The organism is Roseobacter sp. N2S, from assembly GCF_031454055.1.
Classification (GTDB): domain Bacteria; phylum Pseudomonadota; class Alphaproteobacteria; order Rhodobacterales; family Rhodobacteraceae; genus Amylibacter.
In genome coordinates this window covers 123,896-137,566 of the sequence record NZ_JAVDQB010000002.1, presented here as the reverse complement: position 1 = coordinate 137,566, position 13,671 = coordinate 123,896, and the positions used below count along the sequence as shown (strand labels likewise).

Sequence of the window (13,671 nt, the reverse complement as noted above, 5' to 3'; positions counted from 1 at the left end):
CGTTTAAATCCAGCGCCGTCAGCCCCTTTGGGCAGGGTGTTTTATTGGGGCATTCCCCAAATGCAATCTGGTTAATTGTAAAACCAGATACTGGCTGCCACATCGTCAAGATCATTCACGCCGACCAAGGTCAAACTGTCTTTACCGGGCAAATCAAACACGATGTTCTTTCCCTCAACCGAGGCGTATTTATCCACGAAAGACTGCCCGTCAGTAATGTCAGGGTCAAAGGCTTCATAAAGGAACTGCAAGGCATCGCGGCTGAAACCGTTTGCGACTGTAGCCTCGGCGTTGAACTTCAGGATTTTATCCTTGCCCATACCCGGTGCAAACTGGAAGGTGTCGCGCCCGTCGCCTGCGGTCATTTTGTCATTGCCCGCGCCACCGATCAATGTGTCGCCATATTCGGCGTTATTGCCTGCAACCAGCTTGTCGTTGCCAGCCCCGCCCTTCAGCAGATCATCGCCGGCACCGCCAAACAACTTGTCATTGCCAAGGCCGCCATCCAGCGTGTCATTGTCATTCCCGCCATACATTTTGTCATTGCCAGCGTCGCCAATGATCAGGTCAAACCCGTCATCGCCGAACAATTTGTCGTTGCCAGCGCCGCCCAACAGCTGATCCGCGCCGCCTTTGGCGCGCACCGTGTCATTTCCGGCATCTGCTTCAAAGCGTTCGTCTTTGTTGGTTCCGATCAACGTGTTGTTCTTGTTGTTGCCGTCTTTGCCAGGCAATCCGCCAAAATCCACCTCAGTCGGGGCTTTTAACCCGCGGGTCTGGCCCAGTTTCATCTCGGTGCCATCGCTGAATTTCAGGAACTCTACTTTGGTTAATGTCACCTTGATATCATTGGAATCGTAATTGGGGTCGTCATAGGTGACCACATATTTGGCTTTGCCGATTTTGTTCACTTCTATCTGATCTTTAGTTTGATAAAAATCGACGGTGTCGATGCCCTTGCCACCATCAATCCAATAGGTGCCGGGCGCAGCATGTGCCTTGTCGTTGCCGCCCATCAGCCAGACTTTTTCCAGTTTCAGCCCGAAGGTGCCGTTGCCCACATAGGCTTTGTCGTCGAAATCGGTCATAACGACCTGTTCAAGGTTGCGGAGCTTTGCATTGCCATATGTGCCAATGTTGGACAGGCCGGATTGCATCAATTCAGCCCCTTGGGGCAGGCCGCGCAGGTCCAGCCGATCCAGCCCGTCCCCCCCGTCGATTACTGGAATGAGTGCACCCGAGCCGTTAAAATCAAACAGGCTTTCGCTTACAAAAATATCATCACCTGAACCACCAAACACGCGGTCTTTACCCACGCTAAAGTCAATGATGTCATCCCCGCCAAGGCCATAAACCACATCGGCCCCGGACCCGCCTGAGATTTTGTCATTCTTATCAGAGCCGTATAGCGTATCGTCGCCGTTGGTGGCTTTCATATCGGGTTTTGGCAAATTCAGCTTATAAGTGCCGCCGCTGATTTCCCGTGTGCCTTCGCCGTTGCGGTCTGTTTCTACCGTATACCCAAGGAAAATGTCGCCGTTTTTTCCCTGCGCGGCAAAGGGCCAGTTGATCCCGATTTCTGCCGAGGGTTTGAGGTTCTTTTCTATCTCCTGCCGCTCGCCCAGCGGACTGCCGTCATTTGTAAAGGCTTGGGCATAGATCGAAAACCGCGCGGTTGCATCGGAATCGCCTTTGGTCACAACAGTCCAAAGCGCCAACAGGTTGCCGTCTTTCAATTCCAACAACTCTGTAAAGGGGCGGAAATAGGTTGGCGGGGTTGTGGTATAGCCCGAGGGATTGTCCACATAATAATCCCACAGAACCACATCATTGCCTTGACTGGCATAGTTGGTTGCAGCGGCATCATAGGCCGTAATATCAACCTTGCCGTTGTTGCCCTTGGGGTCGGTCTTGAAAAAGCTAAGTTTTACCCCTGAAGCGTCCTGCCGCAGCACCGCAATCCTGTTGTCCCCCGCCGCCGCTGCATCGCTTTCAAAACCGGTATGGCCCTCACCGGAAATTTGTTGGTAATCGAGGTCCAGAAGAACTTTATAGTCACTTGACGGAAAGGGTTGCTCGGTTTTTGTGCCCGTCCATGCAAAAATATCAGTGTTCCACATGTTGCCTGTCAGGATTTTAACCCCGTTTGGCAGCACAATCAGGTTGGCGTCTTCGCCACCATCCGTGTTCAGCGGCAGTTCCGGTCCAACAGTCTTTCCTTTTGCGTCATAGGCTTGTGTGAACCAGCGGTCTCCGTAGCCGTCTTGTTCATCCAGCCACGCGGCTTGAAACCCGCCATTGTCCAGCGCATCAACTTGTGGCAGTTTTTGCTCGTTGGCTGTATTTTTTGCCAGTTCGAATTCCTTGACCACGATCTTACCTTGGGGGGAGACAATCGCCGCGCGCGCATCCACGTCAAAATCGCTGATCGCAGGGCCATCGGTCCAAGCCACAACAACATTGCCGTTTTTCAGCAAAGTCATATCAATCTGACCTTGGCCGCCGGATTCCTTTTCGTTGATCTGAAAGACTTTGCCATCAGGTTTGCCGTCTGCGCCATAGATGCGGGCTAAAAGGGCGGTGCCATCGGTGTCTGTTACGCCTGGAATTGGCAGAATGTCCAAAACCAACTGGGACCAGACAACCATAAAGCCGCCGTTCTTTAGGCCAATAACCTCGCCAAAGTTGCTGCCTGCGCCAACGGGGGCAATGATGGATTGATTGGCTTTTTCTTTTAATATCACTTTATTCTCTCCCGACATACAGAGTAATTTCTGCATCTGGCAAGAAGAGTTAAATACAGCTTAAGAACCGGTCAAGATGGTTTGTCGCAGGTTGATAAAATGAGAACAGTTTTCGCTAGTGAAAGTTGTGTGGCGCAGCAAGGCAACACGTTTTGGAAGAGCCTTGGCCGACTTTTTGGGGGCTATGCGGTTTTAAACCCGCGGGGAAGCTCGTTTGAATTGCCCAGGTGAAACCCCGAATTCGCGGCGAAAGGCACGGGTGAATTGGGATTGGTCTTTAAAGCCGAAATCCAGCGCAAGTCCTGCCAGATTTTCACCGGCACCGGTTTTGCTTTCCAGAATCTTACGACAGGATTGCAGCCGTACCGACCGGATATAGGCTGCTGGTGTCGCACCCATCACTGCAAAACTATTGTATAGGCTACGCCGCGAAACGCCAAATTCATGGGCCAGTTTGTCAGGTGTCAGATCTGGGTCCGTTTGCAGACTTAGTATCTTTTGATGCCATGCCGCTGGCAGTTTACCCATGTCGATATCCATTTTGAACGGCAGGTCCATCGGGGCGCTACGTTCGGTCAACAAGCGGCTGGCAAGCTGGCTGGCGCATTCCATAATATGGCCGCCTTCATCGGTGGTGTCAGGATCGTTCAGCAGGGTCATTAACATGGATTTCAGCGCGTTCATTCCGGTCGAGGATAGGATATGCCCGTCACTTTCGCTGACCAGAACGCGATCTGAAAATGCCTGCGACGACCTTGAAAACCCTAAGATAAGCAATTTGAAATCGCCGCTTACGCGGAATTTATAGGGGGTGGAAATATCGTATAGCCCGATGTCTCCCTGTTGCAGCGTGACCGAGCGGCCAGCTTGCTCGATGTCGCTGCGCCCGCCGATTTGCCAGACCAGTTTGCAGATATCTTCGTTCGATCTATCGTCAACAATATCCCCCGTTCGTTCGGCCATGGCAGGGCTTACATGCAGCAAAGCTGATGATGCTGACGGGGTGCGACAAGACGTAATTCCTGCGTTGAACGACTTGGTCGTGGGGGTCATATCCAGACGCGCCAGACTTGTTTCCAGCGCATTGGCGAATGTGCCTACATCATTTGTGGTGACATGCGACAGGGGCGAAACACAATCTGCGCCCGCACAAAATGGTTGCTCAAACACCATATGACTCCTCCCGCACTGGATGCTAGGCGAAAATTTTGTGTCAGGCAAGAAGTCAAAATTGCGCTGGTTTCAGGGAAAAACCGCATTTTTGCACGGAGTGACAAAAAATATGCACGCAGGGGCAATACGGACCCTGTGCTGTCCCGCCAGTGTGGAATCACGGGTTATGGCCAAATATTCGTCGGCTGTTACACCATCAGGGAGGAAGATATGACACATTCACCAGAGGAAAAACTGCATCGGGATTTTAATGCAGGCAAGATTTCGCGGCGCGGGTTCATGCGCCGTGCAGCAGCGCTTGGGATCGCGGCACAAGCGCCGTTGTTTTTAGGTGCAGCCCATGCACAAACCACATCTGCTGCAGAATATGACTATATTGTCATCGGCGCGGGATCAGCTGGTTGTGCGGTTGCAGCGCGGCTGTCCGAAGACCCCGCCAATAAGGTTTTGGTTTTGGAAGCCGGTCCTGCCGATACCAACCAATATATTCACATCCCCGCAACGTTCCCGTTGTTGTTCAAAACGGAACTGGACTGGGATTACACATCCGAACCGCAAACCAAGCTGGACGGCGGCACGCTGTATATGCCAAGGGGCAAAATGTTTGGCGGCTGCTCGTCGATGAATGCGATGATCTATCAGCGCGGGCACAGTTCGACCTATGATGCCTGGGGGGCAAGCAATGCGGGTTGGAGCTATGCCGATCTGTTGCCTTTGTTCCTTAAATCCGAAGGAAACACGCGCGGCGTGTCTGACGTTCACGGCGCAGACGGGCCGCTGAGCGTCACGGATCTGAACGATCCAAATCCGATCTCTCTGGCGATGGTCAAAGGCGCTGGTGAAGCTGGCTATGCGCTGAATAGTGACTTCAACGACGGGGATCAGACCGGCTTTGGCATGTATCAGGTGACGCAAAAGAACGGGCATCGGGCCTCGGCTGCGGTCAGCTATCTGCATCCAGCTATTGAGGCGGGTCGCCTGACAGCGCAGGCTGAAGCCATGGTCCAGCGCATCGAAACCACTGAGGGTCGCGCAACGGGGGTGACCTTTGTGGCGGACGGCAGCGAACACACGGCCACGGCGCGCAAGGAAATCATCCTGTCGGGTGGATCATTCAACTCGCCGCAAATCCTGATGCTGTCAGGGATTGGCCCCAAAGCGCAGCTTGAAGAGCACGGCATTACAGTGGTGCATGATCTACCAGGCGTTGGGCAAAACCTGCAAGAGCATTACATGATGCCAGTGGTTTATACTTGCACGCAGAAGATCAGCCTGACCCAAGCGGGCACCGAAGAACAAGGCGCGCTGTTTGCCCAAGGCAAAGGCTTGCTGACCTCTAACATCGGGGAGGCTGGCGGGTTTCTGACCATCAATCCAGACAGCCCCGCGCCTGATTTGCAATTCCACTTTTGCCCCGGATATTTTGTGCTGGATGGGGCGGGCAATCCGACAGACGGTTCTGATGGGATGACGATCCTGCCATCTTTGGTGCAAAGCAAGGGTACAGGTTCGGTTGAACTGGTGTCTGGCGATCCAAACGTGAAGCCAAAGGTCAATCCCAATGTGTTCCAGAATGATGCGGATTATGATATTCTGATCCAAGGCGTAAAAATCGCCCGAGAGATTTTTGCCGCCCCCGCACTGGACGAATTGCGCGGCGAAGAAGTATTGCCCGGCCCTGCGGTACAATCGGATGCGGATCTGAAGGCCTATATCAACAAATATATCCAGACCATCTATCACCCCGTTGGGACTTGTAAAATGGGCGATGATGATATGGCTGTGGTGGATCATGAACTGCGGGTGCATGGCATTAACGGCCTGCGTGTTGCCGATGCGTCCATCATGCCGAGCATCATTAACGCGAATACAAATGCGCAGTCGATCATGATCGGTGAAAAATGCGCTGATCTGATCCGTTCGGCCTGATTGGTCTGTATCCTTTGGCCGCAGCCCTGCACAGCGGGGGGCGGCTTGGGGGGCTGGCTGGGGCAACCGGTCAGCCACCACACCCACACCCGAACCACACATATAAAGGAGCACCTTGATGCAAGGACTCATGATGGAGATGCCATTGACCATTGGTAGCCTCATTGAACACGCAGAACGCTATCACACCAAGACCGAAATCGTGTCTGTTGAAACTTCGGGTGAACGGACCACTACGAATTGGGGCGCAGTGGGCGGGAACGCCCGCAGATTAGCCTCGGCCCTGCGTCTGTTGGGGGTAAGTGACGGGGAACGGTGTGCCACCATCGCCTGGAACAACCGCCGTCATCTGGAAATCTATTTCGGTGTGTCGGGCGGGGGGATGGTCTGTCATACAATCAACCCGCGTCTAGCCCCCGAACAGCTGGTGTTTGTGGCAGAGGATGCACAGGATCAGGTGATATTCTTTGAGCAGAGCTTTTTACCTCTGATCGCGAAAATTCAATCCCAGATGAACACCGTTAAGCACTTTGTGCTGATGGGCGCGCGTGATGACGCTGCAGCTGATCAGATCGCGGGACTGTTGTTTTATGATGAACTGCTTGAAACAGGGGACGCAGATGCGCCTTGGCCTGATGTGGATGAAAGGGCCGCGTCCAGCCTGTGTTACACATCTGGCACCACAGGAAACCCTAAAGGCGTTTTGTATTCGCACCGATCCACTGTGCTGCATACTCTGGTCGGCAATCAGCCAGATGGCATCGCCATTTCGGCGCAAGACACGGTGTTGCCTGTGGTGCCCATGTTCCACGTCAACGCTTGGGGCGTGCCCTATATCGCGGCGGCGAACGGGTGTAAGCTGGTCCTGCCGGGGCCAAATTTGGGCGGTGAGGCGATCTTGAACCTGATTGACGAAACCGAAACCACTCTGGCGCTGGGGGTGCCAACCATCTGGATGAACCTGCTTGCTGCACTTGAAGCATCAGAATCAACTTTGCCGAGCCTGACCCGCACCGTGGTTGGCGGTGCTCCTTTACCCCCGTCAATGATCCCGAAATTCGCAGCTTACGGCGTTGAATTATTGCACGCTTGGGGTATGACCGAAACATCCCCCGTGGCCACACTGAACCAATTTTTGCAGCGTCACAAACAACTGTCTGACACAGAAAAAACCGAACTGCGCACAGGGCAGGGACGGCCTTTATACGGCGTGGATCTGCGATTGCTGGATGAAACCGGTGCGATTTTACCCCATGACGGTAAAACCCAAGGCGATCTGCAAGTGCGGGGCCATTGGGTTGTGAAACGTTACTTTGGCAAAGACACTGATGCGCTGACGGACGATGGCTGGTTTGATACGGGCGATGTGTCCACAATCGACGCGGATGGCTATATGGTCATTCGGGACAGATCTAAAGACATCATCAAATCTGGCGGTGAGTGGATTTCCACCGTCGAGTTGGAAAACATCGCCATCGCCCATCCCGAAGTAGCCAATGCCGCTGCTATCGCCGCGCGCCATGACCTGTGGGATGAACGCCCGATTGTGATTGCGATCAAAACGCCGAATGCGACCCTAACCGAGTCTGATCTTCTGGCATTTTACAAAGGTAAGATTCCCACATGGCAGGTGCCCGATGCCGTGATTTTTGTAGATGCGCTGCCTATGGGGGCCACAGGAAAAATCCAAAAGAATGAACTGCGCAAACAGTTCGGCAATCGCCTTATGGAAGGACAAAAAAGCAATGCTTAACCCCAAGACATCCGAAGCGACCCCGCAAAATCCAACGATGGATGCAGCACTTGCTGACCTGACCGCAGCCAAAGACAAATGGGCGCGCACCAGCACCCCAGAACGCATTGCCCTGTTGGGTGAAATCAAAGACAGATTGCTGCCCCTGTCCAAAGATTGGGCCGAAACGGCTGCGCGAATGAAAGGCATCCCCGAAGATTCCCCACTGGTGGGGGAGGAATGGATTTCCGGCCCCTATACCGTCATGTCAGCTTGCAACGGGTTGTTGCAAACCCTGTCACAGATGGACGGGAAAACCTTTCTTAATTCCCTTAAGAAACGTGAAACCGCAAGTGGCCAGACTGCTGTGCAGGTGCTGCCCCATTCAATCTGGGATCATTTGTTGTTATCGGGAGTCTCGGCCGAAGTGTGGATGGAAAAAGGCGTTACATCCCAGAACCTTGCACAGAATACGGCACAGGCTTACGACGCACCGGCCAGTGAACGTGTTGGCAAGGTTGCACTGGTGTTGGGGGCAGGCAATATCGCAGCCATCGCACCGCTGGACGTGCTGCAAAAGCTGTTCAATGATCACTGCGTGACCATTTTGAAAATGAACCCCGTGAACGAATATCTGGCGGATTTCCTGTCAGATGCGCTTAAGCCTTTGATTGATTTCGGCGCTTTGCGAATTGTCAAAGGCGGAGCGGATGTGGGGGGGTATCTGTGCGACCACCCCGATATTGACGAAATCCACATCACAGGGTCAGGCGCATCCCATGACATGATCGTTTGGGGGCGTGGCGAAGAGGGCGCGCGAAACAAAGCGGCGAATACGCCCAAACTGACCAAGCCGATCACATCAGAACTGGGTGCCGTTTGCCCGACAATCGTAGTGCCCGGTCCATGGACGGCGGCTGATCTTAAATTTCAGGCGGAAAACATTGCCACGCAAAAGATGCACAATTCAGGGTTCAACTGTGTGGCCTGCCAGATGCTGATCCTGCCCAAAAGTTGGGACAAAAGGCAAAGCCTGCTGGACACGATTCAAAAAATCATTGGCAGTATGGACCCGCGCCAGCCCTATTATCCGGGCGCGGCGGATCGGCTGTCAAAGTTCGAAGCTACCGCAGACAATGTGGTCCGGTTCGACCGTGGTCCGGTTCCCGCCTGTCTGGTCGGCACTGACACCTCGTCGTCGGACAGCACCTACCGCATGGAAGAGGTTTTTGCTCCTGCCATGACCACCCATGAAATCGCGCAATCAGACCCCGAAGCCTATTTGCGGGCAGCAATCAAATTTGCAAATGAAAGCCTTTACGGGACTTTGGGCAGCAATATCATTATTCACCCCAAAACCATCAAACAGATCGGCAAAAAACGCTTTGATGAAATCATTGCAGATTTCCACTATGGAACAATCGCCATCAACACATGGAGCGGTCTTGGCTTTCTGACCCCCGCCTGCCCGTGGGGAGCGTTTCCCGGGCACACCTTGCAAGACGTGCAAAGCGGTATCGGCTTTGCCCATAACACCTATATGTTTGACGCCGCAGAGCGGGTGATCGTCCAAGCCCCATGGCGCCCATTTCCCCGCAATCTATTGTCTGGGGGAATGACCCTGCTGCCAAAACCGCCGTGGTTTGTGACAAACAAAAAACAGCATAAAGTAGGCATGTTGTTGACCCGTTTTCAACATCGGCCCAGCATCTTAAAGCTGCCGCGGATCTTTTTGAATGCCTTGCTGGGGTGAAACGTAAAGCGCCCGATCTGCAACAGGATCGGGCGCTTTAACTAATGGTTTAAGGTGCGGCGGTAAGGGGGGCGGTTTGACTTTGCTGAACCTCTTGAACCGCCAGTTCGGCCATTTTCAAAATGGCCTCTCGGGAGTTGGCCACAGCTATAAAACGGGCATTATGGCAGAATTTTGCGCCCTTGACGCCGCTTGCTTCTTCGAGCGCGGCGTCACTTAATCCGGCCCAGGCGGCGGGTAGATCGGCGCGCTGTTCAAAGGTGTCGTTTGACAGTTTGATGCCGCCAATTGTCCATGTGTCACCGCGTGGATTAACCACGAACAGAATGTGATCGGCCGCAGCCTTATCAAGCGCCGAGCGGTAGGGCATGCCCATGGGCAGTTCAAGAATGGCCGAGGTGCCAGCCTTTTCAATAGCTTCTTGCACAAGGCTTTGTGCGCGGGCTTTGGCCGCAAGATTGCGAATCTGCGCTTCTACAAAGGTGCGGGCGATGGGCAGAGCAGATAAAAACGCATCGTCATCCGCGGTGGGCGACGCATCGTCAAAAACCGGTTTCAGACTGCCCAACAAGGACGGCAGGGTCAGGATAGACAGCGGCCCCGCCACCGATGGTTCCATCGCGCCATTGTCCAGCAGGTCGATGGGCAGCACAAATTTGGCATCGAATTTTGTGTGAATGGCATCAATATCATCCGCAGGTACATCCAGCGCCGCCAGATACTTTTGCCCGTAATGGGCCCAGATCAAGCCAAAGGAACTGTAGGGTTGCCCGTCTTCGCGCAGGGGGCTGGGGCGTTGGTGGTGGTCAAAGATCTGCGCTTCAGCATCGTGCTGGCCGCCTACATCAAAAATGATCTTGTCTGCTGCGGGGGTGACCCACTTTGGGTCACGGCTGCGGCGCAATTCGGCCTGCGGGAACAGACGGGTGAGCACAACAGAAGACAGCAGCTCGTCCGCATGAAAGCCCCCGGAATGGGTGACAAGGTGGGTGATGGTCATAGGGGCACTCCGAAAGGTAATCTGGTGGAAAGGCGACCCGCAGGACCGCGCTTATGGAACGTCAAACGCCCTAGTCGCAAAAGAATGCCGCAAGATCAAGTTTTAGATTTTGCAGCGGTTGCGTCAGGTAGCGGAATTGAAAATTTAGTCTGATCCATGTGTCCATAAACTGGACCAGACGCACGAAATTTAGCCGCCAATATCAAATCAACCTTGCGACGCGGCATAGTCTTTGGATAGTTGCATTGGAAAGATCAATTCATCGGGGACGCAGCGTGTCAAAAACTACAAAGCAGTTCGTTTTGCGAAACCTGTGCGCCTTGGCCGTCTGGTTTGTGGTGATCACTTTCATCATCATGCTTTATGCGGATGAAACGGACCCGATGCCGGTCAGCATATGGCTCAGACTTCTAATCTCTGCGGGCATTGTTGTCTTTGTGAACATACCTTTGGTGAAATCAATCGGGCGCATCTTTCTGAACACCACGCCGGATGATCCAGCCCTGGATGACTAGGGGTTTGACGCTGTTTGTGCCTTGGCGCTGTGCTGCGGTTACTGATCCGCATTTTTCCAAATAATTGGCGTCACATAAACAATGGTATCATCAACGCTGACCATAACATCGCCGTCCTGAATATTCACTTGCATCCGCAAAGAGCGGTTCGCCAGCTTTCCAAGCGCGCTGGTGTCGTTTTCAGAGAAATTTACTACCTGAAGATTACCAAAACGGGTGGTGCTGTTTTTGATCTTATCCCACCACATTTCAGCAGTCCGACCCCCGTATGAATAGACAATCACCGCATCGGCCTTGCCACTGGATTGACGCACAACCTTTTCGCTCGGCTGCCCTAAAGCCACCCATAACTCCAACTCGTCGCTTAGGCTTTTCTGCCAGATGTCCGGTTCATCGTCGGTAGAAATGCCCTTGGTCATTTCCAACTGCTCATGGGCGTTTAGCGCAAAAGCCAGAAGGCGCACCATCAGGCGTTCGTCCGTTTCAGACGGATGTTTGGCAACGGTCAGTTTATGGGTCTCATAATAATGACGGTCCATATCCGAGACAGACAGTTCTACTTTATAAATAGTGGCTTTTTGCGCCATGGTTTTTCCTGGAATTGCAAAGTTAGCGATGCCTAATGCCTCTGGCGGCTTTGTGAAAGCAGATAAAGAATAGCGTCAAAATAAAAGGGGCGCTGAACGGGCCGCCAAAGCCCAAATGCCCGAATACGGAAAGCCTAAGCCTCATTATGTATTAAGTGCTGCCCTTTTGGGGTTGTGATGAATCGCGGGCTTTCAAAGCTGTGCGTATTGCTGTCTATGTTTCCAAAGACGCATTTAGGATCACACAATGTCAAACGACAACGACTCTTCAAAGACTCATTATATTTGTCAGACTTACGTCCAGACCAAAGGGGCAAAAGGTGCGCAAGCGGGGGTGAAAATTGACAAACAATTTCAGTATTCATCCGCAGCAGAGGCGCAAAGCCGTGCCGAACGGGCCAGCCAATCCGATGATTGCGCAGGGGCTGATGCCTACATCATCGTAGAAGATCTCCTTTCAGGTGAAACTAGTTCACCGGAGTTCATCGTCCGGATCGGAAATGTGCCCGATTTCGATGACTTTTAGCGGCTGAACAGGCTAGGGTGTGTGGCGGGTAATCTGAGAATCACTCTGGAGAAGACAGTTTCCAATGGGCATTTTGAAAGGCCGCGATGAAAGGCTGCTAATTGTATCAACGACAATAACGATTAAGCATCACCAGTAACTACGGGAGTGGCGCGGAACTGTTTACAAAAGATCTGAACTGGCCTTTGCATCACCAGCTTTCATGCAGCTTTCTAACTGGATGTGTCAGGCCAAAGGGGGGGAGCGAACACATGGGAAAGGGTGCTGGCCACCCTGTAACCCACTCAAAACGCTATCAAAATATAGGAAGGTTTTGGTGGAGCCTAGGAGGATCGAACTCCTGACCTCTTCGCTGCCAGCGAAGCGCTCTCCCAGCTGAGCTAAGGCCCCATCGCGCTCATTTCTGTGCGCTTGTGGTATTTAGGAAAACCCGCTCGCGCTTGCAAGCGGAAAATCCAATGTTTGATAAACTTTATTACGTGTCGTCGTCCGGTGCCGCAACATCGGCGATTTCTTCGAGCGGAACTGTGTCGTCGTCATCGTCTTCAAGCACATCATCGCCCAAATCCACATCCACGTCATCATCGTCATCGAGCACGTCGATGTCATCAGATTCGTCATCTTCAGTGGCTTTTTTGATCGCGGATTTATCTTCCTTGTCGGCCATGGTTGTTTTGGATTTATCCGAAACAAAATGGGACAGCGGATATTCTTTTCCGGTGTAGGGGCTGACAATCGGGTCTTTGCCCAAATCGTAAAAGCGTTTACCGGTTTCCGGGCAAACACGTTTCACACCCCATTCTTCTTTTGGCATAGTTTACCCCTTGGTACACTGTTTTTTCGAGTATCGAAGCCAACTGCCATAGAGATGCAGGCTTGTCAAAGGTTGAATAGGCTTTTTTGTGCTGGCTTGCTTTTGGATTGCCTCTTTTGTGGGGAATAGTAAGGATATGGTCATGTCAGAGACCTATGAAATCGGTGCCCCTCCCATTGCTGTCGTGCTGAAAAAATCAGCGCGGGCACGGCGGTTTTCATTGCGGATTTCCAATGTGGACGGGGTGGTCAGTCTGACCATGCCGCTGCGGGCCGCCAAACGGGATGCGCTGGCTTTTGCACAGGCCCAGGAAGGCTGGCTGCGCCAAAACCTGTCACGCCAGCCCGCACGGTTGCATCCGGTGTTTGGCGGGATGATTCTGCTGGACGGGTGTGACGTGCGTTTGCTTCAGGGGCAGGGGCGGCGTGTCATGTTGGACGGGTCTGATTTGTATGTACCCGGATCACAGGATCAGCTTGCAGCAAAGCTGCGGGCCTATTTCAAAACTCTGGCACGGGATCGGCTGGCCGAGGCGTCAGAACGCTATGCAGCGCAAGTCGGGCGGCAGGTGTCGCGGATCACCCTGCGCGATACGCGGTCCCGCTGGGGGTCTTGTACCAGTGACGGCAATCTGATGTATTCGTGGCGGTTGGTTATGGCCCCCCGTGCAGTGCAGGATTACGTTGCCGCCCATGAGGTGTGTCATTTGGTGGAAATGAACCACTCGGCGGCGTATTGGGCGCAAGTGGCGGCGATCTACCCTGATTATCAGGCACAGCGCCAATGGTTACGGGACAATGGGCCAAGGCTGCATCGATTTGTATTATAGGGCTTTGGTCGATTGAACGCAGGCGGTGCCATTTCTGCCGTTGACAGAAGCCTAAACTGTGATCACAAA

Annotated in this window: 11 protein-coding genes and 1 tRNA gene; 6 read left to right on the top strand and 6 right to left on the bottom strand. The window is 53.1% G+C overall.

Features of this window, described 5'->3' with window-relative positions; all coding sequences use genetic code 11:
- Positions 1-71: 71 nt before the first annotated feature.
- Together GGE09_RS06635 and GGE09_RS06630 are read right to left on the bottom strand one after the other, a co-directional pair.
- Positions 72-2,744, bottom strand: coding sequence for a calcium-binding protein (locus tag GGE09_RS06635; protein WP_309745148.1), 2,673 nt, complete (start codon positions 2,742-2,744; stop codon positions 72-74).
- A 192-nt stretch (positions 2,745-2,936) separates the two neighbouring features.
- Positions 2,937-3,917: a helix-turn-helix domain-containing protein gene (locus GGE09_RS06630; RefSeq protein WP_309745146.1), complete on the bottom strand. Its 981-nt coding sequence runs from the start codon at positions 3,915-3,917 to the stop codon at positions 2,937-2,939.
- A 210-nt stretch (positions 3,918-4,127) separates the two neighbouring features.
- On the opposite strand from GGE09_RS06630, the gene GGE09_RS06625 reads away from it, so the two are divergent.
- The 3 genes from GGE09_RS06625 to GGE09_RS06615 all read left to right on the top strand — a co-directional run bounded on the left by GGE09_RS06625 (position 4,128) and on the right by GGE09_RS06615 (position 9,331).
- Positions 4,128-5,846 carry a GMC family oxidoreductase N-terminal domain-containing protein gene (locus tag GGE09_RS06625; protein ID WP_309745144.1) on the top strand — a complete coding sequence of 573 codons (1,719 nt, stop codon included), beginning with the start codon at positions 4,128-4,130 and terminating at the stop codon, positions 5,844-5,846.
- A 118-nt stretch (positions 5,847-5,964) separates the two neighbouring features.
- Positions 5,965-7,599 (top strand): long-chain fatty acid--CoA ligase, encoded by a 1,635-nt coding sequence (locus tag GGE09_RS06620; protein ID WP_309745142.1) that lies wholly within the window; start codon positions 5,965-5,967, stop codon positions 7,597-7,599.
- The gene (locus tag GGE09_RS06615) at positions 7,592-9,331 is read left to right on the top strand and encodes an aldehyde dehydrogenase family protein (protein ID WP_309745140.1); all 1,740 of its coding nucleotides are present in this window, start codon (positions 7,592-7,594) and stop codon (positions 9,329-9,331) included. The genes GGE09_RS06620 and GGE09_RS06615 overlap by 8 nt, the downstream gene beginning before the upstream one ends.
- A gap of 49 nt (positions 9,332-9,380) precedes the next feature.
- On the opposite strand, the gene GGE09_RS06610 is transcribed toward GGE09_RS06615, so the two are convergent.
- Positions 9,381-10,331, bottom strand: coding sequence for an MYG1 family protein (locus tag GGE09_RS06610; protein ID WP_309745138.1), 951 nt, complete (start codon positions 10,329-10,331; stop codon positions 9,381-9,383).
- Between the two features lie 275 nt (positions 10,332-10,606).
- Here GGE09_RS06610 and GGE09_RS06605 point away from each other — a divergent pair, with 275 nt between their 5' ends.
- Positions 10,607-10,846 carry a hypothetical protein gene (locus GGE09_RS06605; protein ID WP_309745136.1) on the top strand — a complete coding sequence of 80 codons (240 nt, stop codon included), beginning with the start codon at positions 10,607-10,609 and terminating at the stop codon, positions 10,844-10,846.
- Between the two features lie 38 nt (positions 10,847-10,884).
- On the opposite strand, the gene GGE09_RS06600 is transcribed toward GGE09_RS06605, so the two are convergent.
- Complete coding sequence (locus tag GGE09_RS06600) at positions 10,885-11,433, bottom strand: YaeQ family protein (RefSeq protein ID WP_309745134.1); 549 nt, start codon at positions 11,431-11,433, stop codon at positions 10,885-10,887.
- 247 nt (positions 11,434-11,680) lie between these two features.
- Here GGE09_RS06600 and GGE09_RS06595 point away from each other — a divergent pair, with 247 nt between their 5' ends.
- Positions 11,681-11,959, top strand: a complete 279-nt coding sequence (locus GGE09_RS06595; RefSeq protein WP_309745132.1) for a hypothetical protein — start codon at positions 11,681-11,683, stop codon at positions 11,957-11,959.
- Between the two features lie 314 nt (positions 11,960-12,273).
- Here GGE09_RS06595 and GGE09_RS06590 read toward each other — a convergent pair.
- Together GGE09_RS06590 and GGE09_RS06585 are read right to left on the bottom strand one after the other, a co-directional pair.
- Positions 12,274-12,349: transfer RNA gene (locus GGE09_RS06590), tRNA-Ala, on the bottom strand.
- An 85-nt stretch (positions 12,350-12,434) separates the two neighbouring features.
- A complete protein-coding gene (locus tag GGE09_RS06585) occupies positions 12,435-12,773 on the bottom strand; it encodes a TIGR02300 family protein (protein WP_309745131.1) in 339 nt (112 codons plus the stop codon).
- A gap of 142 nt (positions 12,774-12,915) precedes the next feature.
- On the opposite strand from GGE09_RS06585, the gene GGE09_RS06580 reads away from it, so the two are divergent.
- Complete coding sequence (locus GGE09_RS06580) at positions 12,916-13,602, top strand: SprT family zinc-dependent metalloprotease (protein ID WP_309745129.1); 687 nt, start codon at positions 12,916-12,918, stop codon at positions 13,600-13,602.
- Positions 13,603-13,671 lie beyond the last annotated feature (69 nt).